Below are 23,697 nucleotides of genomic sequence, written 5' to 3' on the forward strand. Positions count from 1 at the left end.
ATAACCGACATGGTCACCTGCTACCTGCGCTACGTGCTCGATCCGAACAAGCTCAAGGAATTCGAACAGTACGGTAAGTTGTGGATTCCCCTGGTCGAGCGTTTCGGCGGCCAGCATCACGGCTACTTTTTACCGTCCGAGGGCGCCAACAACATCGCCTTGGCACTGTTCACCTTTCCAAGCCTGGCCACGTATGAGCAATACCGCGAAGCCTCGATGAAAGACCCGCAGTGTTTGGCGGCGTTTCAATACGCCCAAGACACTCAGTGCATCTTGAGCTACGAACGAAGTTTCTTTCGCCCCGTATTTGCGTAAACGCCAGCCGCGTTTATGCACCTCAATCTTGCCCGTGGCGGTGCAGGCAATGGCCGCCGCTGGCAATCAACTGTCGCTCTACAATCACTTTTTCCTGGCTCTGATATCTGCCCGCCATCGGCGTAATATCGCTTATTTATCAATGGGTTAAAAAAGTAAAAAACCTCTGAACCATCTTCGCGGTGAGCGGGACAGATACTCTGTGGAGGCAATACAGCCTCTACCAACTGACCGTATGTTTGGAGGAAGAAATGACTACCAACAACTCAGGCAACAACAATCCGGGCAACTTCGCCAACGACCGAGAAAAGGCGTCTGAAGCAGGCAAAAAAGGCGGCCACAACAGCGGCGGCAACTTTGCCAATGACCGTGAGAAGGCGTCCGAAGCGGGCAAGAAAGGTGGCCAGAACAGCCACGGCGGTGGACGCAGCTAATTAGCTACGCCACGCGGAAAAGGGGTCTGGTTTCCAGGCCCTTTTTTTATCGCTCGCATCGCAGACGGGAGCGTCCACATGGCCGGTCAACCGTTATCCATTTTAGAAGTCAGCCAAATTATCGAGCAGGGCGTGTTGCCGCATCGCTGCCGTTGCACCAGCCGCGACGGCACCTCGCTGGACCTGCACCTGACCGCTGCCGATCCGCCACACCGCACGGTGTCCATCACTGGCGTGCCGCTGGCGGAATTGAACAGCAGCCGGGCCTTATCCCGGTTGGTATTGGAGTTGCGCGACGCGCTGATTCCTGAGGCGCAAAGCAACGATACCGGTGTGAATCGGAACATGGGCTGAGAACGCCCTGACACTGCACGGGAGGCAGTCATGAGTAAGCATCTTTTTCTGGTCAGCTACGTGCTGAATAACCAACCGATGCATGAAGAGCTGCATTCAAGCGCTGACACCCTGTCGGTGGCCCAGGCACGATCGGAGTTGGAGGCCAAGCATCAGGGCGAGTCGCCCATGAATATCACCGATATCGAGGTGAGCAAAATCACCCGAACCCATGAGAAAGGCGAAACCCCAGCGCACTACAAACAGCCCTGAGCGACTCGGCCCAGGGCTGCCCACGTTTATTTCGGCAGATGGCGCATCACGCCTTCCAGGGCGAACCGCGCGCTGTTGAGCTGAACCTCTTGGCGGTCACCGAAGAAACGCTCTTTGTGGGTCGCCACATGAACGTCATTGCCCACCTTGTACGCCCAGGCGAACCACACGGTACCGGGCAATACGCCGTCCATGGCTTGCTCCCCGGAGACTCCGGTGGTGGCCACCGCCGTGTCGGCGCTGCTCACCTGCAGGGCGCCGCGCGCCATTTCCACGGTAATTTCCTCGCTGGTCAGGCCAAAGGTGTCGATGGTCATCTGGCGCACACCGAGCAGGCGTTTCTTGGCCTCGGGCGAATACACCACGTAACCACAATTCAAACAGCTGCCACAGCCGGGTGCTTCGGTGAGCAGGGCGGCGACGCGTCCGCCTGTGCACGACTCGGCGGTGGCCAGCGTGCGGTTGTGGGATTGAAGAAAGTCGACGACTTGTTGGGCGAGTTCCATAGGCGTTTTCTCCTGCGTGTGCTCGGCCGTTGTTGTGTGTGTGCAGGCCGTTACAAGCTAGGGCAACCGGAGCGGGAATTTTGTTTCAGCAACAGACGGGGACAACGAGAGGAAATTCCAGGCGTTTCGCTTGGTTACGCGCTTCGGTCGAGCAAAAAAAATGCTGAACTGATATGAAAATGCCGCGCTCCGAATAGAACGATCGGTCAAATGCAGCAACAGGTTCCGCCGCTAGCGGTCAGCGAATCAGGCCTAACAGAGCCACCCTCGCACTCGCTTTACGCGCCGTTTGGTCTTGCCCCGCGAGCCGGGCAAACGGCAACCCCTTTCACCCAGCCGGATAGCGCTGGGGCGCGACAGGAATACAGCGATGAACAACTATCACATCGTCCCCATTTTGAATGGCTGGGCGCTCAAGCAAGAAAAAACCGAAACCACCATCACCACCGCCGAAACCAAAGCCAGCATCTTGCACAAGACCGCCGAGCTGCTGGACAACAAGGCCACGGCCGCCTCGGTGAAGATTCATCGCGAAGACGGCACGCTGGAAGAAGAGCGCACGTACCCGCGAAGTTCGGACCCTCGCCGCTCAGCTGGCTAACTGCCAGCGCCGCCTTCAACGGCTTTTGAATCGCCCCCTGGATTCTGCTTCAATACCGGCCACTTTTTTTGGGGCGGCTGGCTAAGCCTTTTCCGTCGATTTCACGTTTATATTCTGTGCGCTTGGCAAAATGTCGGTTACGCGTTCGCAGTTCGGCAACCGTCTGTTGGTCAGCGACGCTTTGTATTTTTTAGCTGCGCGATGAGTGAACTGCACTCCAGCGGGTGGCCCACGGAGAACGTATGAGCAAGGCTACCGGCTCTAGCAAGAGCGCCAAAGAGGCGTCGACTATTCAACCCAGTCACCTGCGCTTTCCCGTGGTGGGCATCGGCGCTTCGGCGGGTGGGTTGCAAGCGCTGTTGAAGCTGTTCGAGAACCTGCCCAATAACACCGGGCTGGCGTTCGTGGTGGTGATGCACCTCTCGCCGAAACACGAGAGCACCGCCGACCGCATTCTGCAGAAAGTCACCAAGATGAAGGTTCGCCAGATCACCCAGCCGGTGCCCATCGAGCCGAACTGCATCTATCTGATTTCCCCCGCCCAGCAACTGACCATGAACGATGGTTATCTGCGCGTTACGCCGCTGGCCAACGACCAGCCGCGCCATATTGCTATCGACGTGTTCTTGCGCACCCTGGCCGACGCCCATAGCGAGCGCGCCATTTCGCTGATTCTCAGCGGCAGCGGCAGCGATGGCGCCGCCGGCATGTGCCGCGTGAAGGAGCAGGGCGGGGTGACCTTGTGTCAGAGCCCCGACGACGCTGAATACGACAGCATGCCGCGTGCGGCCATCGCCACCGGCCAGGTGGACTTCGTGCTGCCGGTTGCCGACCTGCCGCAAAAAATCCTCGAGTTATGGGAGACCATGCGCAGCATCCAGCTAACCTCGGATGTGCAGTTGCAGGCATCGGTACGCCAGGAACTGGACGAGGAAGAGGCCAGCGCCGCCGAAACGGCGTTTCGAGAAATTCTCGGCATTTTGCGCACCCGTACGGGCCACGATTTCAAACACTACAAACGCGCCACCGTGATACGCCGCATCGAGCGGCGCATGCAGGTCAACCAGCTGCGCGACCTGCCGGCCTACCGCGCTTACCTGCAAAGCACGCCCGCTGAAACCAGCCAGTTGTTGGGCGACATGCTGATTGGCGTGACCAACTTCTTCCGTGACCGCGACGCCTTCGAAGCGCTTGAGCGCGATGTGATTCCGCGCCTGTTCGAAATGCCGACCGACGAAGAAACCCAGGTGCGGGTCTGGTCGGCCGGCTGCTCCTCCGGCGAAGAAGCCTATTCCATGGCCATGCTGCTGGCCGACCACGCGCAACAAAGCGAAAGCGGTCGTAAGTTCCAGGTGTTCGCCACCGACATCGACGAGCGCTCAATCGCCATCGGCCGAGGGGGGCTGTACCCCGAGGCGATCATTCCGGACATCCCGCCGCAGCGCCTGCGGCAGTACTTCAGCAAAGAGCAGTCGCGCTACCGAGTGAAAAAGGAAATCCGTGAGCGGGTGTTGTTCGCCATGCACAACTTGCTACGCGATCCGCCGTTTTCCAAAGTGCACCTGATTTCCTGCCGCAACTTGCTGATCTACCTCGACCGCGACGTGCAGGCTGAAATTCTGCGCATGTTCCACTTTGCCTTGATGCCCGGTGGCTACCTGATGCTGGGCAGCTCCGAGTCGGCGGATGCCTGTGGCGATCTCTTCGTGGCCGTGGATAAGAAGAACCGTATTTTCCGAACCAAGGCGGTGACAACCGCCAGTCGCTCCAGCGCGCAATTGGCCGTTAACGTTTACCCCGGCGTCACGGTGGAACCGAGCAGGAAAATTGCGCAAAGCGCGCGAATCTCGTTTGCCGAAGTGCATCGGCGGGTTTTGGAGCAGTACGCGCCGCCGAGTGTGATCGTCAATCACGACTCGCAGATCGTGCACATGTCCGAGCAGGTCGGCCGCTACCTGCGCCACGCCGGCGGCGAGCCGTCCCTCAGCCTGTTGTCGTTGATTCATCCCTCGTTGCGCCTGGAATTGCGTACGGCGTTGTTTCAGGCTTTCCAGTCGCGCAAGAGCGTGGAAGCACGGCGGGTCAAGCATGAGCGCGAAGGCGTCAGCACGTTTATCAACATGGTGGTGCGCCCGTTCCGCGACCTGGATACCGACTTTGCCCTGGTGATATTCGACGAAGTCGAAGAAACCATGAGCGAAGACCCCAAGCCCGCCCATGCCGATGCCAAAGACAACGTGCTGGCCCAGTTAGAACGCGAACTGCAACGCACCAAAGAGCAGTTGCAAAGCACCATCGAACAATCGGAAACCTCGACTGAAGAGCTCAAAGCCTCCAACGAAGAGTTGCAGGCCATTAACGAAGAATTGCGCTCGACCACCGAAGAGCTGGAGACCAGCAAGGAAGAGTTGCAGTCGATCAACGAAGAGCTGATCACCGTTAACCTGGAGCTGAAAACCAAGGTAGAAGAAACCGGCAAGATCAACGACGACCTGCAAAACCTGATCGCCTCGACGGACATCGCCACGGTGTTCGTTGACCACCAGATGCGAATCAAATCCTTCACCCCGCGTGCCACCGAAATTTTCAACATCATCGCCACCGACCATGGCCGTTCGCTGCTGGACATCACTCACCGTCTCGACTACCCGGACATGGCCATTGATGCCAGCAAAACCTTTGAATCGCTGCGCTCCATGGAACGCGAAGTGGCCGGCGTTAATGGCCGTTGGTACATCGCGCGGATTCTGCCGTACCGCACCACCGACAACCTGATCGACGGCGCGGTGCTGACCTTTATCGACATCACCCAACGGCGCGCAGCCGAGGAAAAGGCACGGCAAAGCGAGGAGCGCTTGCGCCTGGTGGCCGAGAGCACGCAGGACTACATCATCATCACGCTCGACCATCAGGGCTGCATCACCGGCTGGAACAAAGGCGCCGAGCAAGCCTATGGCTACAGCGAAGAGACCGTGATCGGCAAGCACGCCGACCTGATTTACGGCGACGAAGAACAACGCACGCAGATGATCAATCGGCAGCTGCAAGGCGCCGCCCAAACCGGCCGAGTGGAAGACGACTGCTGGCACGCGCGCCGCGACGGCAGCCGTTTTTTCTGCAATAGCGTGGTCACCGCCTTGCCCAACGGCGGCCCGAACGGCTACGCCATGATCGGCCGCGACATCACCGGCAAAAAACGCGTGGAAGCCGAGCAGGAGAACCGGCTGGAACAGAACCAGCGCAACATTCGGATGCGCGACGAGTTCTTCGCCATGATGTCCCACGAGCTCAAGCATCCGCTCAACCTGATTCAGCTCAACGCTGAATTGGTGGCGCGATTGTCGGTGGTGAAATCCCAGGCCGTGGCGGCGCGGGCGGTGGAGACCATCCTCAACGCCGTGTCCAGCCAGGCACGCATCATCGACGACTTGCTCGATCTGTCGCGCATCAACACCGGCAAGCTCAAGCTCAACGTGGGCCCGGTGATCGTGCAGAACATACTGGAAGAAATCACCAGCGTGTTGAGCGCGGAAACCTGGGAAAAAGACATCAGCATCGAAGTGGACGTGCCGCCGGCCGGATGCGATCCGCTGGTGGCCGAAGCCGACCCGGTGCGCGTGGAACAGATTCTCTGGAACCTGCTCAACAACGCCGTGAAATTCACCCCCGACGGCGGCGCCATCCGTGTGGGTCTTAGCCAGGAAGATGATTTCCTGAAAGTGACGGTGCACGACGATGGCCAAGGCATAGCGGCTGAATCATTGCCGAAAATTTTCGACCTGTTCGGTCAGGCCCCTGAAGCCCACCGAGCCCCGCGTAAACCCGGCCTGGGCATCGGCCTGGCGTTGGTGCGCGAACTGATCGAAGCCCAGGGCGGGCGTATCGAAGCGCAATCACCGGGGCTAGGGCAGGGCTCAACCTTCACCGTGTGGCTGCCGTTGTATCAGAGCCTTACCGACCTGGACTTCTCCGAACAGCCGGCCGAGGGCCAGTTCACCGGCGTGCGGGTGTTGCTGGTGGATGACTCGGATGACATCCGCGAAGTGATGCAAGCGCTGCTCGAACTCGAAGGCGCGCTGGTCGATACGGCCGGCGATGGCAATGGCGCGTTGGCGCTGTTGGAGGGCAATCAGTACGACCTGATTCTCTCGGACATCAGCATGCCTGGCATGGACGGTCACGAACTGATGCGGCGCATCCGGCAACTCAGCGGCTGGGAGAAAACACCGGCCATTGCCCTGACCGGATTCGGCGCCGTCACCGATGTGGAACAAGCCTACCAAGCGGGCTTCAACGCCCATGTGAGCAAGCCGGTGTCACTGGAAACCCTGCAACGCACGGCGCTTGAATTGGGCGCGCTGAAAGGGTGAAACCATTGGTCGCCGACATGGGTTGAACAGCGGCGTCCCACGGTCAGTTAAAAGACACACCCGACGCGCAAAACCGCGGCGTCGGGCTGTTCGATAACTGATGTGGAGGTGGCTATGAAACCCAACCAATGTGGCTGTCCAGGCTGCGTGTGCGAAGTCAGCGAAGGCACCGTGTACAACCACGACGGCGAGCTGTACTGCAGCGAAGCGTGCGCGACCCATCACCAACACGGCGAGAAATGCCCGTCGGCGGATTGCCACTGTGAAAGCAGCTCCAAGGAGGACGACCGCGACGTGAATGAAGGGGATTTGGATAACGCGCTGGAAGAGACGTTTCCGGCGAGTGATCCGATTTCGCCGTGAGCGAGGCGGGGCGTGGATGGCCGGTGTTTTATTGGGTCATGTAATAACCATCAAATTCCCAGCCCCACCACCGTCATCCTCGCGAAGGCGGCGGTCCGACGATTCGGGATCCAGGATCGTTCAGAACATAGAGATTTTAGAGGAGTCGTAGGTTGGGTTGAGCGCAACGAAGCCCGACGTTTCCGGTCATCACGGCTGCGTTGGCCCCTCATTTGCGCTTGCCATGAGATTCGGGATCCAGAATCCTTCAGCACATAAAAATCGGAAGGGCGGCGCACGCCGGGCCACCCGCAAAGCCCAACCCTCTACTCCGCATCATCCTGCTCATAAACCTCCTCAGCCTCATCAATTTGCGGCTTGGGTGTTTGTTCTTGCTGAACCGGCCAAACCGAGCCCGGATCTTCGTTCCCCGGGTCGTTGATTTCATCGGCAATGGGCGCATTGTCGTTACCTGCATTCATGGTCGTTCTCCTCATGTGGCACGTTATCGATTGCTACGTTTAGCCAGGCACCACAACAGCCCGGACCCAATAACCACGGCCGCCGCCGAGTACAGCAGCTTTTCATGGCCAAGCCCCGCCGAGCGCCAGCCGCCGTCGATGCGGCGCTCGCCGCTGGGGGTGCCGAACAGGTTGCCGGACGAGGTGGCGCTGCGCCGCCCGCGCTTTAATGCCAGGCCGGTCAGCAAGCCGGACAGTTGGGCAAACCCCGGCAGCAGAAAATGCCCCAGGCGCAGCGCAAACGCGGTAGCGCCAACGGTTTTGCTGGGCTTTGGGTTGAGCGCCAGTTTCACCATCGCTTCGGCCACCAGGCGCGGGTCGTAAACGGGTGGCGGTGGCTTCAGGGCGCTGCCGGAGAAGTTGCCGCCGTCGCGAAAGCCTGGGGTGTCGATGACGGCGGGATACACATCGCAAATGTGGATGTCGGCCCATTGCGTCAGCTCGCCGCGCAGGGCTTCGGTCAACCCACGTAAGCCGTATTTGCTCGCCGAATACGCGGCGGCGTAGGGCTGCGCCACCCAACTGCCGACCGACAAGGTGTTGATCAACACGCCGGCGTGCTGCTTCTTGAAGTACGGCAGCACCACATAGGCGCCACGCAGGTAGCCCAGCAGGTCGGTCTGCACGATCTGTTCATGGGCCGCCAGCGGCGTGTCATCGAACCCGCCGACAGCACCGACGCCGGCGTTGTTGATCCACACATCGATGCGGCCTTCGCCAAACACCGCCGCGCTGCTGGCCAGGTTTTCCATGTCGGCGTTCTGGGTGACATCCGTGGGCACGGCGATGGGCTGGGCGCCCACGGCTTTGCATTCTTCCACCACCTGCTCCAGCGCCTCGGCGTCGCGCGCTGCCAATACCAGGCGCGCGCCTTCACGGGCGAACGCCTGGGCAGCGGCGCGGCCAATGCCGCTGGATGCGCCAGTGATTACCACCGTGGCGAGTTTCAATGAACGGGTATGCATAGGGTCAGCCTCCACATTTAAGGTCAGGGTGTAAGGGGCTGACTCGAACAAGCGCGGCACAATTCAGCCTCACCGACGGAGTGCAGGCGCGCCGCGTTCATCCTTGCCCACCGCGCACTTTCCAGTGTTTAACGTCGTCGCCAAACACGGTTTGCTTCATCTCGTGGGCCAGGCCATAGGCCAGCGATTCATGGGCGGCGATCACTTTCTCTTCGGCCGAAAGGCTTTTGAAAATGTCCAGCTTGGTGGCGGCGCTGGCGGTTTCCACCTCGAAGATTTTTACGTAACGCGCCAGGTCGTTATCGAGGCTGGATAGGTATTCGCGCAGACGCTGGTGATCGACCGAGCTCTGGTTGAAATACCAATTCATGGGGTGGATCAGAAACCGCGAATGGGGCGCCGTAATGCGGTGCTGAGCCGCCAGGTACATGATGATGCCCATGGACTCGATGTTGCCGGCGTTTATGGCCATGACCGGAATCGGCAGCGATTTTAAAAAGGTGTACAGGCTGAAACCGAAGTTGGTACTGCCGCCCGTGGTGGACAGATTCAGCAGCAGGGACGTCGCGCCCTGTTCCATGGCTTCCAGGCAGCAATCGCGAAAATGCTCGGTGGTGCCTTGATCGATTTGGCAGTGAAAGTGAACGATATGTTCGGTCATCGGCTCGCCTCGTTAGCTGCAGGTCGTCTTAGCCGTTGAGCCAGAATGGGGCGGGAAAGTTGCACTGTTCCGACGAGGGAAGGGCTGCTCGTCAGGCTAAGTAGGGGTGAGGGTCTGACAGCGCAGACCCTCGTTTGCATGGGCTCGTTTTCACTTACCCGCGGCCGCCGCCGTGGCTGTTCTGACCACCTTTACGGCCGGCTTCAGAGGCTTTTTGACGGTCGTTGGCGAAGTTGCCGCCGCTGGCTTGGCCGCCTTTTTTGCCGGCTTCCGAAGCTTTTTGACGGTCGTTAGCGAAGTTGCCTGGGTTCTTATTGCTAGTAGTCATGATCTGTCTCCTAAACAATTTGGTGACCGGCGAAATTGCCCGCCACAGAAAATAGGGCCGGTGCAAATCAGGCTTGGTTCAGGATTTTTTTCAACGCTAAGCGATTGATATGTAAGAGATATTACGGTGATACCAAAAGAGGCTAGGCGGCCGTGTTCGGGTAAATATCGTCTCGCAATCAGTGCGCCACCAGCCGCCCGGTGGGCGCCTATCGATTCGGCGGAACCTCCGGTGCAGCGGGGCAGTCGTCCTTACCTGTCCTGGTAAACAACGGAGCCCTTGCCATGAGCGATACCGTCGCCGATTTCCTTCTCGAACGCCTCAGTCAGTGGGGGGTTAAACGCATCTTCGGTTACCCCGGTGACGGCATCAACGGCATCATGGGCGCGATGGGGCGCCATGCTGAACAGTTCGATTACATCCGCGTGCGCCACGAGGAAATGGCGGCGTTTATGGCCTGCGCCCATGCCAAGTTCACCGGCGAAATCGGCGTGTGCATGGCCACCTCGGGGCCGGGCGCGATCCATTTGTTGAACGGCCTGTACGACGCCAAACTCGACCACCAGCCGGTGCTCGCCATCGTCGGCCAGCAGGCGCAAACCTCTCTGGGCAGCGACTACCAGCAGGAAGTCGACCTGCACACGCTGTTCAAAGACGTCAGTGCTTATGTGGAAACGGTTGCCAGTCCGGTGCAGCTTAGCCATGTGCTTGACCGCGCGCTGCGCATTGCCGTGGCCGAGCGGCAGGTGACCACCGTGATCGTGCCCAACGACGTTCAACAGATGAAAGCCGTGGCCACACCGCCGCAAAAACACGGCGTGGTGCAATCGGGCTTCGGCTTTATTCCACCGCGCCCTTACGCCCGTGACGATGATTTAACCGCCGCCGCTGAACTGCTCAACGCCGGCCGGCGCGTGGCGATTCTGGTCGGCGCGGGCGCCATCGGTGCGCACCTGGAAGTGGAAACGGTGGCCAACGCGTTGGGCGCCGGCGTAGCCAAGGCGCTGCTGGGCAAGGCGGTGCTCAGCGACGACTTGCCGTATGTCACCGGCTCCATCGGTTTGCTCGGCACCCGCGCCAGCGATGAGTTGATGCGCCGTTGCGACACGCTGTTGATGATCGGCACTACGTTTCCCTATGCCGAATTCTTACCGAAACCCGGCCAGGCCAAGGCGGTGCAAATCGACCTGTTCGCCCGCAACATCAGCATGCGTTATCCCATCGACCAACCGTTGCTCGGCGATGCCAAGGAAACGCTGCAGCGCCTGCTTCCCTTGCTTAAACCCAAACGCAGCAAAGCCTGGCGCCAGGGCATTGAAAAACAGGTGCAGCGCAGCCGCGAAGAACTGCACAGCCGCGCAATGAAAAGCGCCGAGCCGGTCAATCCGCAGCGCGTGTTTACCGAGCTGAGCGCGCAATTGCCGGCGGATGCCATCTTGTGCGGCGACAGCGGATCGCACACCAACTGGTACGCGCGCGACGTGCAGCTGCAGCCGAGCATGCTCGCCTCGTTGTCCGGCAAGTTGGCCTCCATGGGCAGCGGCGTGCCCTATGCCATCGCCGCAAAACTGGCGCACCCGCAGCGGCCCGTCATCGCCATGGTGGGTGATGGCGCCATGCAAATGAACGGCAACAGCGAACTGCTCACGGTGCAGCAGTACTGGCAACGCTGGCAGACGCCGACGTTTATCGTGTTGGTGCTCAACAACCACGACCTCAACCAAGTGACCTGGGAGCAGCGCACCAAAGCCGGCGACCCGGAGTTCAGTCCGGCGCAACACGTGATGGAGTTTCCGTACGCCCGCTATGCCGAGCTGTTGGGCTTTGAAGGCATTCGCGTGGACGCGCCGGAGCAATTGGCCGACGCCTGGAAACGCGCGCTAACGGCCACGCGGCCGGTGCTGTTGGAAGTGGTCACAGACCCCAGCGTGCCGCCGTTGCCGCCGCATATCAGCTTCGAAAAAGCCAAGGCCCTGGGCGGCGCTTTGCTGAGCAACGACCCCAAAGCCTGGAGCGTCATCAAGCAAAGCGCCAAGCAACTGCTTTCGTAAGCGCGACCGTAAACACAATGCGCAACATGGAAAAAATGGCTGAACCTGACGGCGTTTGCCGTGGCCGAAATTAAGACAGTCAATGCCGGAGGAAACCGTCATGCCCGAGTTAAACGCCTACATCTGGATAGGCCTGTGCGCCATTCTGGTGGTTCTTGATATCTGGGCCATCATCAGCGTGTTCCGTAGCAGCAAGAGCGTTTCCACTAAGTCACTGTGGGCCTTAGCCATCGCCATCTTCCCCGTACTGGGCCTGCTCTACTGGGCCATCGCCGGCCCGCGCGGCATGGGCGGCGGACCGAGCTCGCCCGAACACAGCAAAGGCTAGGTGCAGCGCCATGGGGCTGAAAAAGCGCGAACCAGACCTGAGGGACTTACCCGCGCTGCTGCGCGCCAATGCCGAGTCGTTGCCTGCTGTGGATGACGCGGCGTTTGGCGCGCTGTTCAGCCGTTACGCAGACGCCAAGGTGGTGCTAGTCGGCGAAGCCAGCCACGGCACCGCCGAGTTTTATCGGGCGCGCGCGGCAATCACCCGGCACCTGATCGAGCACCACGGTTTCAACATTGTGGCTATCGAAGGCGACTGGCCCGACGCCGCGCGCATCGATGCCCATGTGCGTCATTTTCCGCAAACCGCACACAGCGAACCGCTGTTCGGACGCTTCCCAACGTGGATGTGGCGCAACCGCGAGGTGTTGGAGTTTGTGCACTGGCTGCATCGCCACAACCAACCGCTGGCGGCCGCCCAACGGGTTGAATTTCGCGGGCTGGATTTGTACAGCTTGCGCTCGTCTATCGAGTCGGTGCTCAGCTACCTCGACGCCAACGACCCCGTCCGCGCGGCCGAAGCGCGCAAGCGCTACGAATGCCTGACCCCGTGGCAAGACAACCCCGCCACCTATGGCGAACGGGTGGAGTGGGGCGGTCGCGACTCCTGCGAGCAGGCCGTGCTCGAGCAACTGCATGAGCTGCTGTGGGCGCGCCTGGAAAGCCTTGAGGGCAGCGAGGCGATGTTCAACGCCGCGCAGAACGCCCGCGTGGTGCGCGCGGCCGAACAGTATTACCGCTTGATGTACCGAGGCTCGGCGCTGTCGTGGAACCTGCGCGACAACCACATGTTCGACACCCTCAAGCAGCTGCTCAAACACCGAGGCCCGAAGGCCAAAGCGGTGGTGTGGGCGCATAACTCACACATCGGCGATGCCGCCGCCACGGCCATGGGCTGGCAAGGGGAATTCAACCTCGGGCAACTCAGTCGTGTGGCCTGGGGCGACGATGCGGTGTTGATCGGCATGGGCACTGACCGGGGCGAAGTGGCGGCCGCCGACGATTGGGGCTCGCCCGTGCGCTTCAAACGCGTGCTGCCTTCGCGGCCGGACAGTTGGGAGCAGCAGTTCGTGCAAGCCGGCGTCGGGCAATCGCTCACCGACTGGCGCGGCGCGCACAACCAGGGCTTGCGCCAGGCACTCAGCGAAACGCTGTTACAGCGCGCCATTGGCGTGATTTACCGGCCACAAACCGAGCGTCAGAGCCACTATTTTGAAAGCGTGCTGGGCGAACAGTACGACGCGTATCTGTGGTTCGAAACCACCACGCCAGTCACGCCGCTCGACGCGCCTGCGGGCGAGGCCAGCCACGAGACCGACACCTATCCGTTTGGCGTGTAGCGCGCTCAAGGGGAGGGCGGGTCGTACTCGTTCACGTAGGCAACCTTGCCTTGCATACGGCCGAGCAAATTCACCAGGGTGTCGACTTCTTCCGGGGTGAAGTCGCTTAACAAACGGCGCTCACGTTCCAGCGCCACTTTCAACACGCGATCATGCAAGGCGCGGCCCTGTTCGGTAAGGCTGACGGTGTAGCGGCGCGCGTCGCTGCTGTCGGTCTGGCCGGTGATCGTGCCGGCTGCCTCCAACGCTTGCAGCGAGCGGCTTACCGCGCTCTTGTCCAAACCGATGGCCTGGCACATCTGGTTCGCGGTGATGTTGTCTTCCACAGCCAGCAGTGCAATCAAGCGCCATTCCACCACACCAATGCCGAAGTGTTTGCGGTAGCTGATCGAGGCGCCCGTGGCCAATTTGTTCGCCAAAAACGTGAGCAAGGCGGGAACGTAGCGGTTGAGGTCCAGGGGGGACGATTCGGTCATGTTGGGATGGCCCTTGGGTCAGATAAACGGCACTGGCAAATTAGTTGACACCGCAACTAAATGATTGGAATCTACTCGGCAGCCGCGTCGTGCGCGTGCTGCTCGCATCATATGCGACAGCCGAACCCACAAAAATAAATAACAGGCCGCTCACCATGAACCGCCCGATTCTCGCCTCGCTATCAAGCGCCTCCGCTCGCGCGCCGTAAGCCCAACCTTCGCTTAAACCTTCCCCGTATTTTTTTGCAGCCACTTCAATGTGGAGGGTGTTTTTATGCTCAGCGTTTTGGTCCGTCGCAAGGTCATTGAGGCCGACGGCATTTGTAGTTTTGAACTGTGCGCCGCCGATGGCGAGCCGCTGCCAGGTTTTAGCGCCGGTGCACATATTGATGTGCACACGCCGGCCGGTGTCGTGCGCCAGTACTCGTTGTGCAATCCGCCCGGGGAGCGTCATCGCTATGTGATTGGCGTGCTGCGCGATGCGCAGTCGCGCGGGGGTTCGCAGGCCATGCATGAGCATGTGCAAGCGGGGCACACGTTGCGCATCAGTGAGCCGCGCAACCTGTTTGCGCTGGCCACTGAAGCGCGTTGCCACTTGCTGATTGCAGGCGGAATCGGCATCACACCGATCCTGGCCATGGCCCACGAGCTAAGCGCGCAGGGCGCCGACTTTGCGCTGCACTACTGCTTCCGCTCACCCGCGCGTGGAGCCTTTTTGCCAGCGCTGGCCGATGCGCCGTGGGCGCAGCACGTGACGCTGCACGACGACAGCCGCGGCGATCGCCTGGACGCCGCCGCGCTGCTCAATGCCCCCGCACCCGACCGGCATCTTTACGTGTGCGGTCCCGCCGGCTTTATCGACGCCGTGCTCAGCGCCGCCCACGCCGCAGGCTGGCCGGAGGCACACGTGCACCGCGAATTCTTTAGTGCAGCGCCGACGGATCACCACGGCGATCAGCCATTCGAAATCGAGCTCGCGCGCTCCGGGCGGGTATTTCAGATTCCGTCGCAACGCAGCGTGTTCGAGGTGCTCGACGAGGCCGGCGTCGAGATAGAAACCTCCTGCGAACAAGGCATCTGCGGCGCCTGCGTAACGCGTGTGCTCAGCGGCACGCCCGACCATCGCGACCAGTTTATGAGCGAAACCGAACACGCCAAAAACGACCAATTCACCCCGTGATGCTCGCGCGCCAAATCGCCGCGACTGGTGCTGGATTTGTAACCCCATCGCCTGAATACCGGAGCTTTCTATGACCGTGCCTGAAACCACATCGCTTGGCTACGATGCCGCCGCCCCCGCCATTTCCACCTTCCCACTGAACCAGTGGTACGTGGCCGCCTTGGCCTGGCAACTGACGGATAAACCCGTGGGCCGCACGCTATTGAACAAACCGGTGGTGCTGTTTCGCACCGCCGACGGCCAGGTCGCGGCGCTGGAAGACCGCTGCTGCCACCGGGCGTTGCCGCTCTCCCACGGCACGCTCGACGAACGGGGCATTCGCTGTGGCTACCACGGCTTGCTATTCAACGCGGCGGGCAAATGCGTGGAAGTGCCGGGGCAGGAAAAGATTCCCAGCAAGGCCAAGGTGCCGGCTTACCACGTGCGTGAGCGTGACCAGATTGTGTGGATCTGGTTTGGCAGCGCCGAGCACACCGAACCCACCTGCGAGCCGCCGGCGTATGAGGTGCACAGCAGCGGCCTGTATCTGTTCGATGGTGACGTGTACCACTACGACGCGCCGTACCAACTTATCCACGACAACCTCATGGACCTCAGCCACCTCGGCTACGTGCACCTGCGCACCATCGGCGGCAACGCCAGCATTCACATGAACGCGCATATGAATGTCGAGAGCGACGAACACAGCGTGCGGGTCACCCGCTATATGCCGGGCTCGGTGCCACCGCCCACCTATGTGGCCGCGTATCCGTTCAAAGACAAGGTCGACCGCTGGCAGGAGATTGAATTTCACGTCAGCCACCTGCGCATCTGGACCGGCGCCGTCGATGCCGGTACCGAATCGCTGCACAACCCTGAGCGCGGCGGCTTCCACATGCGTGGTTTTCACGGCGTAACGCCGGAAACGGAGACCACCAGCCACTACTTCTGGACCATCGCCACCAACCCGCAAACCGACCAGGAAGCGGTGAAAGCCAAGGTCGTCGAACAAACCGCGCTGACCTTTGAAGAAGACAAAGTGGTGATCGAAGCCCAGTACCAAAACATGTGCCGCTTCGGTACGCCGTCGATGATCGACATTCACGTCGACGTCGGCGCCAACCGTGCGCGCAAAATCATCGAACGGTTGCGCCAGGATTCTTAAGATCCCGCCTGTTTCGCCCATAAAAAAACGCCGGACACACCGGCGTTTTTTTGTAGGCAGCGGAACAATCAGGCGGTACGTCCACCTAGGGTTTCGGCCACCCAGTCGGCGATGTAATGACCGGCGTTGATGCTGTTATCGAAACTCGAATGCTGCACACCGCCTTCACGCTCGGTGAAAATTTTCAGCTCGCGTTTCGGGCTGTTCACCAATTGCTCGTAGGTGCGGTGCGCCCATTTCAGCGGAATCTGTGAATCCTTTTCGCCGTGGGTCACCAGGAACGGCACCTTGATGCGGTCGAGCACGCCGTCCAAGTGGACGTTTTCGGCGATGGCCATGAAGTCGTCCTGATCCTTCGCGCCCCACACCCAGCGCACGTGCGCCCAATAATGCGGTACCGGGAAGCTGCCTTCTTTTTCCAGACGGCGTTTCTGCACATCGCGCCAATCGTGGTTGGCACCCCAAACCACGCCGCAGGCAAAACGCGGCTCAAACGCCACCGCGCGCGGGCAGTAATAGCCGCCGAGTGAGACGCCTTCCAACCCGATGCGCTTGGCATCGAACTCGCTGCGGGTTTCCAGCCAATCCACCACGCGGCTGGCCCAATGCTCGCTGTCGTAACGCGCCGTGAGGTTGTGCAAACGCAGCGCTTCGCCGGTGCCCGGTTGGTCGATGATCAACGAGGCGATGCCGCGTTTAGCCAGCCAGGCGGGCAGGCCGACGCGGTATTTCATTTCCTTTGTGGAATCCAGGCCATTGACCTGCACCAGAATCGGCTGCGGGCCGCTCACGCCTTCGGCACGCACCAGCAAGCCGGAAATGTGAGCGCCTTCGTATGGAATTTCGACCCGCTCGCAGTTCTCCTGCGACAGCTCGATGCCTCGGGCGAAGGTGTGCAGAAAGGTTTGATACAGCGCTGTGCGGCCTTCGGCGCCGTGCGCTTGCAGGCGTTCGCAGGTGAGGTAGTAGGTGGCGGCGCGGTTGTACTTTTCGCCAGCCGACAGCAAGCGGCCGTGCTGTTCATCTTCCTCGGCGAGGCCGCAGAGTTTGTCGGCCATCTTCTGCCAGGTTTCGCGGAAGGCCTTGGTGCCAGCGGCGTCGGGTTGCTTGGCGGCCTCCTGCAACGGCGCGCACATTTCCTCGATTTCGCCGAGGCGGGCGCCCATCTCAATAGCCAGGTCGACGGAGAGGTTCCAGACGTAGTTGGTGGGGAAGTAGCGGAACATGGTTGTTGTTGTCCTTATTCGTGCCAGGGCGGAGGCGGGCCAGGCAGGCCCGTGCTAGTGGGCACGGTAAGGAGCGGGGAGGTAGTTGGCCAATCGTGAGTGGGGATGTGAGGTATCGGGTGGGGCGATACCTGGGTGGGGTTGGATTTGGGTCGAAGGCATAGTGGCTGAAGCGGAATGGCGCCCCAGCCGAGTGTCTTGAATAAAACCTCCGTCATCCTCGCGCACGCGGCGGTCCGACGATTCGGGATCCAGTATTTCAAGTCGTACACGGTGGGTCGGCGAAGGTATTCATTGGATTAAGGCTGTTGCGTCGTACCCATAAGAGTCGACACATCCGAGATTCTGGATCCCCGCGTGCGCGAGGATGACGGGTGTCTTGAATAAAACCACTGTCACCCTCGCGAACGCACCGAACGCTTTGGTTTCGCGCCTTACGCGTGAGTTTCTATACCAAGCCCGTGATCAAAACCTCCGTCATCCTCGCGCACGCGGCGATCCGACGATTCGGGATCCAGTATTTCAAGCCGTACACGCTAGCTCGGCAAAGGTATTCATCACGCCGCCTTAGCCTGATCCACGCTCTGAATAAACGCACTGATACGTTCGCGCAGCCACCGGTGCATCGGGTCGCCGTCCACGCTGCGGTGCCACAACATCACCTCACGCATCAGCGGAATTTTCACCGGCGGTGGCAAAATCCGTAGCGGCAAATGCGCAGCATACAAACGCGCCAAGCGCTGGTGCATGGTCGCGATGCGCTGCGTGCCGACCACCAATTGCGGCAGGGTGTTGAAGTCGTTGGTGATCACTTCCAGGCGCCGGTTAAAGCCGTATTGGGTGATAAACCATTCCTCGATGCTCATGTGCCGCGAGCGGCCGAAACCCACCGAGACATGGCCCATTTCCATGTACTTCTCCAGGGTCAGCTGCTCGCCCACTTGGGTGTTGCCGTTCCACACCACGCACACGTGTTCTTCCTCGAACAGCAATTGCGAAGGATGGCCTTCAAGGGTGTAGCGGTCGGGCACGATCATCAGGTCGACTTCGCCGCGAATCAGCAGTTCGCCGGAGTTGTCGCTGGGGCCGATCATTTCAAATGTGATGTGCGGCGCTTCTTGGTGGATGCGTTCGATCACCTGCGCAAACAGCACGCTGATCAGGTAGTCGGAGGTCACCAGGCGGAAGTGGCGCTTGCTGGTACTGGGGTCGAACACCGGCTTGGCGGTGATCGACGATTGAATGGTCAGCAGCACTTCGCGCACCGGTTTGGTCAGCTCCAGCGCGTAGGGCGTGGGCTGCATTCGGCGGCCGACTTGCACCAGCAAGTCGTCTTCGAAATAGGTACGCAGGCGGCCCAGCACGCCGCTGGTGGCGGACTGAGTCATGTGCAGACGTTCAGCGGCGCGGGTGATGTTCTGCTCTTCCAGCAGTACATCCAGCGCCACCAGGAGGTTGAGGTCCAGGTGGTTGAAACGCATGGCGGTCAATCTCGTTCTTGTATTTATTTTCGCGATACATTCGAGACAAAGCATCGCTTCGTCAACCCTGCCTCCGAATTCTCCTACCTCGTTTTCGGCTATCCGCCAGGCGCTATGGGTGTGCGCGCTGGTATCGCGATTGCCGATAGGTCACATCCCAACTCGCGATTAGTCAGCTGCCCACGCCGACGGCACAGTTCGCCGCAGTCGGCCGTGACCGACACCACCACCGGCGTCGTTCTCCTCGCGCCGGATCATAATTTCAATGGAGTGGTAGCCATGAACATCATTGGCCTTGACGCCCTGATCTTTGGTGTCGATGACATCCAAGCCTGTACCGATTGCCTGCGTGACTACGGCCTGCACCCTGTGGGCGTAGACGCCAACGGCGGGCGCTTCGAGGCGCTGGACGGCACCGCCGTCATTATCCGCCGCGCCGACGACCCGACCCTGCCAGCCGCTATCGGCCCGGCCCCGTCGATTCGCGAAACCATTTATGGCGTCGCAAGCGCCGCCGACCTCGATGCCATCGAAGACGAACTGGGCCGCGATCGTCTGGTAACCCGCGACGAGCAAGGCGTGGTGCACAGCGTGGATGACCTCGGTTTCGCCATCGGCTTCCAGCTCACCGTGCGCAAACCCTTCACCGCACCGGCAGATCTCAGCAACGCTCCCGGCCATGAGCCGCAGCGCCCGCTGAACCAACCGGGCATCACCCTCGACATGGCCGCCGTGCCGCGCACGTTGTCGCACGTGGTCTATTTCGTGCCGGACGCCGCCAAAGGCGAGGCGTTCTATGCCAACCGCCTGGGCTTTAAAACCACCGACACCTTTGTCGGCGCCGGCCCGTTCATGCGCCCGGCAGGCTCGGACGATCACCACTGCCTGTTCATGATCCAGACCCCGCCGCACATGAAAGGCTGCGAGCACTTCACCTTCCACATGGGCAGCGGCACCGAAGTGCTGTTGGCCGGCCGACGTTTTGAGCAGAAGGGCTGGACCAGTTTCTGGGGCCCGGGCCGTCACTTGTTTGGCTCCAACTGGTTCTGGTACTTCAACAGCCCGCTGGGTTGCCACATTGAATACGACGCCGACATGGACAAGCACGATGACGCCTGGGAAGCGCGCGTTGCGCCGCTGACCGCTGATAACTCGCAGCTGTTCCTGTTCACCTCGAAAGAGAAATGGGCACCGGGTGGTCCGCCACCGAAGCAGGGTTAAGCGGTGGCTGCAGGTGAAATCGCCCTGTGCCGCAGCGAGGAAATTGCCGAAGGCCACGCCCGGGGTTTCGATCCTGAGCAACGCGGCAAAGACAGCGTTTTCGTGTTGCGCCACAACGGTGAAATTCGCATGTACCGCAACAGCTGCCCACACCTCGACGTGCGCCTGGAATACCGCAAGGACCGATTCATGTCGGCCGATGGCCAACTGATCATGTGCTACGCCCACGGCGCGCAGTTTCTGCCGGCGACGGGGGAGTGTGTGTACGGGCCGTGTTTGGGTGAGCGGTTGCAGGCGGTGGCGTGGCGGGAAGAGGAAGGGTGGTTGGTGGTGGATCGCCGCTGCTAACAGGCGATACACAAATCCAGTCCCCTCGCCCCTTTGGGGAGAGGGTTAGGGAGAGGGGAGCGGTGTTGGGCAGGACGCTAAATGTGTGCGGGTTGTGCGTTTGATCGTGCGCGCAGTGGCCCTCTCCCCCGGCCCCTCTCCCGCGCGCGGGAGAGGGGTGCAGAGCCGTTGAGTTTGTTTGGGACGTATCTCCCCACGCGATACATCCCATCCCTATAAGCGATTAGTCATCTTCCTGCTTTGCCGGGAAAGTGGCCCACAACGAAGCGGCGCGTGCGTCGTTCGGCGAACAAAAATAAGAAGTGAGACATGCCATGAATGCAGTCAACGCGGTTAAGAAAGTCTTGGTGGTGGGCGGTGGTATTGGTGGTTTGTGCGCCGCCATCGCACTGCGGCGCAAGGGCATTGCGGTTGACCTGATCGAGCTGAAAGCCGAATGGACCGTGTACGGCGTCGGCATCATTCAGCAAAGCAACGTGGTGCGCGAGATGGCCAAACTGGGCGTACTCGACGGCTACCTCGACGCGGCGTACGCCTTTGAAGACGTCGCCATTTACGGCCCAGCCGGACAACTGCTCGCACGCATTCCAGGCCAGCGTCTGGCCGGGCCGGAGTATCCCGCCAACGTCGGCATCTCGCGTCTGGCGCTGCACAAGGTGCTGAGCGAAACCGCGATGGAACTGGGCGCTGCCGTGCGCTTGGGCCTGAGCGTTGAAACCCTTACCGAACACGCCGACAGCGTCAACGTGCTGTTCACCGACGGCAGCAGCGGCGACTACGACTTGGTGGTCGGCGCCGATGGCCTCTATTCAAAAGTGCGCAGCCTGCTGTTTGGCGACACCTACACGCCGCGTTTCACCGGCCAGTCGGTGTGGCGCTACAACTTCCCCCGCGCTGAGCAAATCGACCACCTGGCCAACTTCCAGAGCGCCGACGGCAATGCCGGATTGGTGCCGCTGGCGGGCGATCTGATGTACCTGTTCCTGACGTCCCACGAACCGAACAACCCGTGGATGGACACCGCCACCCTCGCCGAAAAAATGCGCGAGCGGATGCAAGGTTTTACCGGGCTGGTGGGTGAGCTGCGTGAGCAAATCACCGACAGCAGCCAGGTCGTTTACAAGCCTATGGAAGTGGTGTTCGTCGACGAGCCCTGGTACCGCGGCCGCGTGCTGATTATTGGCGACGCCGCCCACGCCACCACGCCGCACCTGGGCCAAGGCGCCGGCATGGCGATTGAAGATGCCGTGGTGCTCGGTGAAGAACTCACCGCTGGCGGCAGCGTGGAGGAGCAGTTGCAGCGCTTCATGAAGCGCCGCTTCGAGCGCTGCAAATACATCAGCGAGAAGTCGGTGCTGGCCGGCGACAAAGAAATGCAGCACGACCGCGCGTTCGACCGCATCGGCCTGGTCAAGCAGATGCTCGCCCTGACGGCCGAACCCATTTAATTCAAACCGCACCGGGCGCTGGCCGAGCGCCTCGGTGAACCTCAGTCGTAAACCGTAAGACCTGCGTGCGACCGGCTCCCTTTTGCGGAGCTGGCGAAACTAAAAGAACAACAATAGCGAGGTTTCTCCATGGCTCGTTTTTACACTGCCGCATCGCGCGGCGGACGCCCTCCCTTTGCCCTGAGTTTGGCCGGGCTTCTGGTTGGCGTGCTCTCCAGCAATGCCCAGGCGTTCGAGTTCGACACCGGTAATCCGGACCTGCGCACCCGCTGGGACAACACCTTGAAGTACAGCGCCGCCTGGCGCACCGAGGGCAAGTCGGACAAGCTCAGCGAGGCGCAAAACCTCAACGACGGCGACAACAATCTCGACAAAGGCTTGATCTCCAATCGCCTCGACCTGCTCTCCGAACTGGACATCACTTACAAGAATGTCGGTGCCCGCATCAGCGGCGCGGCGTGGTACGACGATGTCTATAACAAGCCCAACGACAACGACGCCGACGGCCAGGTGAACAGCTACTCGGTCGACCCCGATCACTTCACCGACGACACCCGCAAGCTGCACGGGCGCAAAGGCGAGCTGCTTGATGCGTTTCTGTTTGGGCGGACCGAAATCGGCGACATGCCGGTGTCCGGGCGTATCGGCCAGTACGCCATGCAGTGGGGCGAAAGCCTGTTCTACGGCATGAACGGCATCGCCGGTGGCATGGCGCCGATCGACGTGGTTAAAGGCCTGTCGGTGCCCAACACCCAGTTCAAAGAATTGATTCGCCCGGTCGAGCAGGTGTCCGGCCAACTGCAACTGACCCCCGACGTCACCCTGGGCGCTTACTACCAGTTCGAGTGGGAAGCCAACCGCTTGCCAGCCGCTGGCAGTTATTTCTCCACCGACGATTTCTTCGGCGACGGCAACGAGCGCATGTTTGTCGGCCCGCCGTTGTTCCCCGGCGCGCAGCCGCTGGCGTTCTACCACGGCGACGACAAAGAGGCGAAAGACTCGGGGCAGGGCGGGGTGCAATTGCGCTGGCGCACCGAAACCGTGGACTGGGGCTTTTATGCCATTCGCTTCCACGACAAATCGCCGCAGCTGAACGTGCGCCCCAACTTCGCCGCGCTCGATCCGTTGAGCGGCAAAGCCGGCGAGTACTACTGGGTGTACCCCGAAGGCATCGAGTCGGTGGGCGCCAGTTTTTCCACCACGGTTGAGCAATTCAACATTGCCGGTGAACTGTCCACGCGTTGGAACCAGCCGCTGGCCTCAACCAACCAGCACGCGCTGGCGGTGGGCGAAAGCATCAGCAATGAGCCGGACGACGCGCTGTACGCCACCGGCCGCACGTTGCACGCCAACCTGTCGTGGCTGGCCAGCCTGGAGCCGTCATTCATTGCCCAGGAAGCCAGTTTTATTGGCGAAATCGCCTGGAACCGCACCCTCAGCGTGACCCGTCACGCCGACGCCGTAGACCCCAACGCCGACCGCGACGCCTGGAGCGTGCGCACGGTGTACGAGCCGATGTACCGCCAGGCATTTGCCGGCATGGACATCAGCATTCCCATGGGCGTGAGTTTCACCCATGGCAAGTCGATGTCCCTGGGCACCGGCTTTGGTTCGGATCGCGGCGGCGACATCAACATCGGCATCAAGGGCAACTACCTCAATGCCTGGAGCCTGGGCCTGACCTACACGCACTTCTACGGCCCGGAAGACACGTTCCTCGATGCCAACAACAACTACACGTTCGAGCAATCGCTCAAAGACCGCGACTTCGTTGCCGTCAGCGTTAGCCGCACGTTCTAAGCCAGG

24 protein-coding genes are annotated in these 23,697 nt (G+C 60.8%); 16 read left to right on the forward strand and 8 right to left on the reverse strand.

The window, feature by feature from the left end; genetic code table 11:
• Positions 1-9 precede the first annotated feature (9 nt).
• From AC0IW7_RS12760 to AC0IW7_RS12775, 4 genes are all read left to right on the forward strand, one after another.
• The gene (locus tag AC0IW7_RS12760; protein WP_471818415.1) at positions 10-315 is read left to right on the forward strand and encodes an NIPSNAP family protein; all 306 of its coding nucleotides are present in this window, start codon (positions 10-12) and stop codon (positions 313-315) included.
• A 251-nt stretch (positions 316-566) separates the two neighbouring features.
• A complete protein-coding gene (locus AC0IW7_RS12765; protein WP_122496331.1) occupies positions 567-749 on the forward strand; it encodes a con-10 family general stress protein in 183 nt (60 codons plus the stop codon).
• Between the two features lie 78 nt (positions 750-827).
• Complete coding sequence (locus AC0IW7_RS12770) at positions 828-1,103, forward strand: DUF1652 domain-containing protein (protein ID WP_471818417.1); 276 nt, start codon at positions 828-830, stop codon at positions 1,101-1,103.
• A 30-nt stretch (positions 1,104-1,133) separates the two neighbouring features.
• The gene (locus AC0IW7_RS12775; RefSeq protein ID WP_471818419.1) at positions 1,134-1,355 is read left to right on the forward strand and encodes a hypothetical protein; all 222 of its coding nucleotides are present in this window, start codon (positions 1,134-1,136) and stop codon (positions 1,353-1,355) included.
• Between the two features lie 26 nt (positions 1,356-1,381).
• Here the strand turns inward: AC0IW7_RS12775 and AC0IW7_RS12780 are convergent, their stop codons facing one another.
• Positions 1,382-1,861, reverse strand: a complete 480-nt coding sequence (locus AC0IW7_RS12780) for a CinA family protein (RefSeq protein WP_122496325.1) — start codon at positions 1,859-1,861, stop codon at positions 1,382-1,384.
• Positions 1,862-2,231: 370 nt separating this feature from the next.
• Here AC0IW7_RS12780 and AC0IW7_RS12785 point away from each other — a divergent pair, with 370 nt between their 5' ends.
• From AC0IW7_RS12785 to AC0IW7_RS12795, 3 genes are all read left to right on the forward strand, one after another.
• Positions 2,232-2,462: a DUF2188 domain-containing protein gene (locus AC0IW7_RS12785; RefSeq protein WP_471818420.1), complete on the forward strand. Its 231-nt coding sequence runs from the start codon at positions 2,232-2,234 to the stop codon at positions 2,460-2,462.
• A 242-nt stretch (positions 2,463-2,704) separates the two neighbouring features.
• Positions 2,705-6,832 (forward strand): CheR family methyltransferase, encoded by a 4,128-nt coding sequence (locus tag AC0IW7_RS12790; protein WP_471818422.1) that lies wholly within the window; start codon positions 2,705-2,707, stop codon positions 6,830-6,832.
• A gap of 114 nt (positions 6,833-6,946) precedes the next feature.
• Positions 6,947-7,195, forward strand: a complete 249-nt coding sequence (locus AC0IW7_RS12795; protein WP_471818423.1) for a metallothionein — start codon at positions 6,947-6,949, stop codon at positions 7,193-7,195.
• 305 nt (positions 7,196-7,500) lie between these two features.
• Here AC0IW7_RS12795 and AC0IW7_RS12800 read toward each other — a convergent pair whose 3' ends face one another.
• From AC0IW7_RS12800 to AC0IW7_RS12815, 4 genes are all read right to left on the reverse strand, one after another.
• The gene (locus tag AC0IW7_RS12800; RefSeq protein WP_471818425.1) at positions 7,501-7,656 is read right to left on the reverse strand and encodes a hypothetical protein; all 156 of its coding nucleotides are present in this window, start codon (positions 7,654-7,656) and stop codon (positions 7,501-7,503) included.
• 23 nt (positions 7,657-7,679) lie between these two features.
• On the reverse strand, positions 7,680-8,660 hold the full coding sequence (locus tag AC0IW7_RS12805) for an SDR family oxidoreductase (RefSeq protein ID WP_471818427.1): 981 nt from the start codon (positions 8,658-8,660) through the stop codon (positions 7,680-7,682).
• Positions 8,661-8,757: 97 nt separating this feature from the next.
• The gene (locus AC0IW7_RS12810; protein ID WP_471818429.1) at positions 8,758-9,321 is read right to left on the reverse strand and encodes an ATP-dependent Clp protease proteolytic subunit; all 564 of its coding nucleotides are present in this window, start codon (positions 9,319-9,321) and stop codon (positions 8,758-8,760) included.
• Between the two features lie 154 nt (positions 9,322-9,475).
• On the reverse strand, positions 9,476-9,649 hold the full coding sequence (locus AC0IW7_RS12815) for a con-10 family general stress protein (protein WP_122496313.1): 174 nt from the start codon (positions 9,647-9,649) through the stop codon (positions 9,476-9,478).
• Between the two features lie 284 nt (positions 9,650-9,933).
• Between AC0IW7_RS12815 and AC0IW7_RS12820 the strand changes: the two genes are divergently transcribed.
• From AC0IW7_RS12820 to AC0IW7_RS12830, 3 genes are all read left to right on the forward strand, one after another.
• Entirely contained in the window at positions 9,934-11,700 is a 1,767-nt protein-coding gene (locus AC0IW7_RS12820; protein ID WP_471818430.1) for a thiamine pyrophosphate-requiring protein, read from the forward strand.
• Between the two features lie 100 nt (positions 11,701-11,800).
• Positions 11,801-12,028 carry a PLD nuclease N-terminal domain-containing protein gene (locus AC0IW7_RS12825; protein ID WP_471818432.1) on the forward strand — a complete coding sequence of 76 codons (228 nt, stop codon included), beginning with the start codon at positions 11,801-11,803 and terminating at the stop codon, positions 12,026-12,028.
• Positions 12,029-12,038: 10 nt separating this feature from the next.
• Positions 12,039-13,367, forward strand: a complete 1,329-nt coding sequence (locus AC0IW7_RS12830) for an erythromycin esterase family protein (RefSeq protein WP_471818434.1) — start codon at positions 12,039-12,041, stop codon at positions 13,365-13,367.
• Positions 13,368-13,372: 5 nt separating this feature from the next.
• On the opposite strand, the gene AC0IW7_RS12835 is transcribed toward AC0IW7_RS12830, so the two are convergent.
• On the reverse strand, positions 13,373-13,843 hold the full coding sequence (locus AC0IW7_RS12835) for a MarR family winged helix-turn-helix transcriptional regulator (protein WP_471818435.1): 471 nt from the start codon (positions 13,841-13,843) through the stop codon (positions 13,373-13,375).
• 274 nt (positions 13,844-14,117) lie between these two features.
• Here AC0IW7_RS12835 and AC0IW7_RS12840 point away from each other — a divergent pair, with 274 nt between their 5' ends.
• On the forward strand, positions 14,118-15,023 hold the full coding sequence (locus tag AC0IW7_RS12840) for a PDR/VanB family oxidoreductase (RefSeq protein WP_471818436.1): 906 nt from the start codon (positions 14,118-14,120) through the stop codon (positions 15,021-15,023).
• Positions 15,024-15,093: 70 nt separating this feature from the next.
• Positions 15,094-16,167: a Rieske 2Fe-2S domain-containing protein gene (locus AC0IW7_RS12845; RefSeq protein WP_471818438.1), complete on the forward strand. Its 1,074-nt coding sequence runs from the start codon at positions 15,094-15,096 to the stop codon at positions 16,165-16,167.
• Positions 16,168-16,235: 68 nt separating this feature from the next.
• Here AC0IW7_RS12845 and AC0IW7_RS12850 read toward each other — a convergent pair whose 3' ends face one another.
• Both AC0IW7_RS12850 and AC0IW7_RS12855 read right to left on the reverse strand, forming a co-directional pair.
• Positions 16,236-17,393, reverse strand: a complete 1,158-nt coding sequence (locus AC0IW7_RS12850; RefSeq protein ID WP_471818440.1) for an alpha/beta hydrolase family protein — start codon at positions 17,391-17,393, stop codon at positions 16,236-16,238.
• Positions 17,394-17,950: 557 nt separating this feature from the next.
• Positions 17,951-18,874 (reverse strand): LysR family transcriptional regulator, encoded by a 924-nt coding sequence (locus tag AC0IW7_RS12855; RefSeq protein WP_122496297.1) that lies wholly within the window; start codon positions 18,872-18,874, stop codon positions 17,951-17,953.
• A gap of 279 nt (positions 18,875-19,153) precedes the next feature.
• On the opposite strand from AC0IW7_RS12855, the gene AC0IW7_RS12860 reads away from it, so the two are divergent.
• The 4 genes from AC0IW7_RS12860 (at position 19,154) to AC0IW7_RS12875 (ending at position 23,691) form a co-directional block, all read left to right on the forward strand.
• Positions 19,154-20,095 carry a VOC family protein gene (locus AC0IW7_RS12860; RefSeq protein ID WP_471818443.1) on the forward strand — a complete coding sequence of 314 codons (942 nt, stop codon included), beginning with the start codon at positions 19,154-19,156 and terminating at the stop codon, positions 20,093-20,095.
• 3 nt (positions 20,096-20,098) lie between these two features.
• On the forward strand, positions 20,099-20,443 hold the full coding sequence (locus AC0IW7_RS12865) for a Rieske (2Fe-2S) protein (RefSeq protein WP_471818445.1): 345 nt from the start codon (positions 20,099-20,101) through the stop codon (positions 20,441-20,443).
• A gap of 314 nt (positions 20,444-20,757) precedes the next feature.
• Entirely contained in the window at positions 20,758-21,891 is a 1,134-nt protein-coding gene (locus AC0IW7_RS12870; protein ID WP_471818447.1) for an FAD-dependent oxidoreductase, read from the forward strand.
• 129 nt (positions 21,892-22,020) lie between these two features.
• A complete protein-coding gene (locus tag AC0IW7_RS12875) occupies positions 22,021-23,691 on the forward strand; it encodes a DUF1302 domain-containing protein (protein ID WP_471818449.1) in 1,671 nt (556 codons plus the stop codon).
• Positions 23,692-23,697: the final 6 nt, after the last annotated feature.

It is taken from the genome of Pseudomonas sp. AC229, assembly GCF_979254655.1.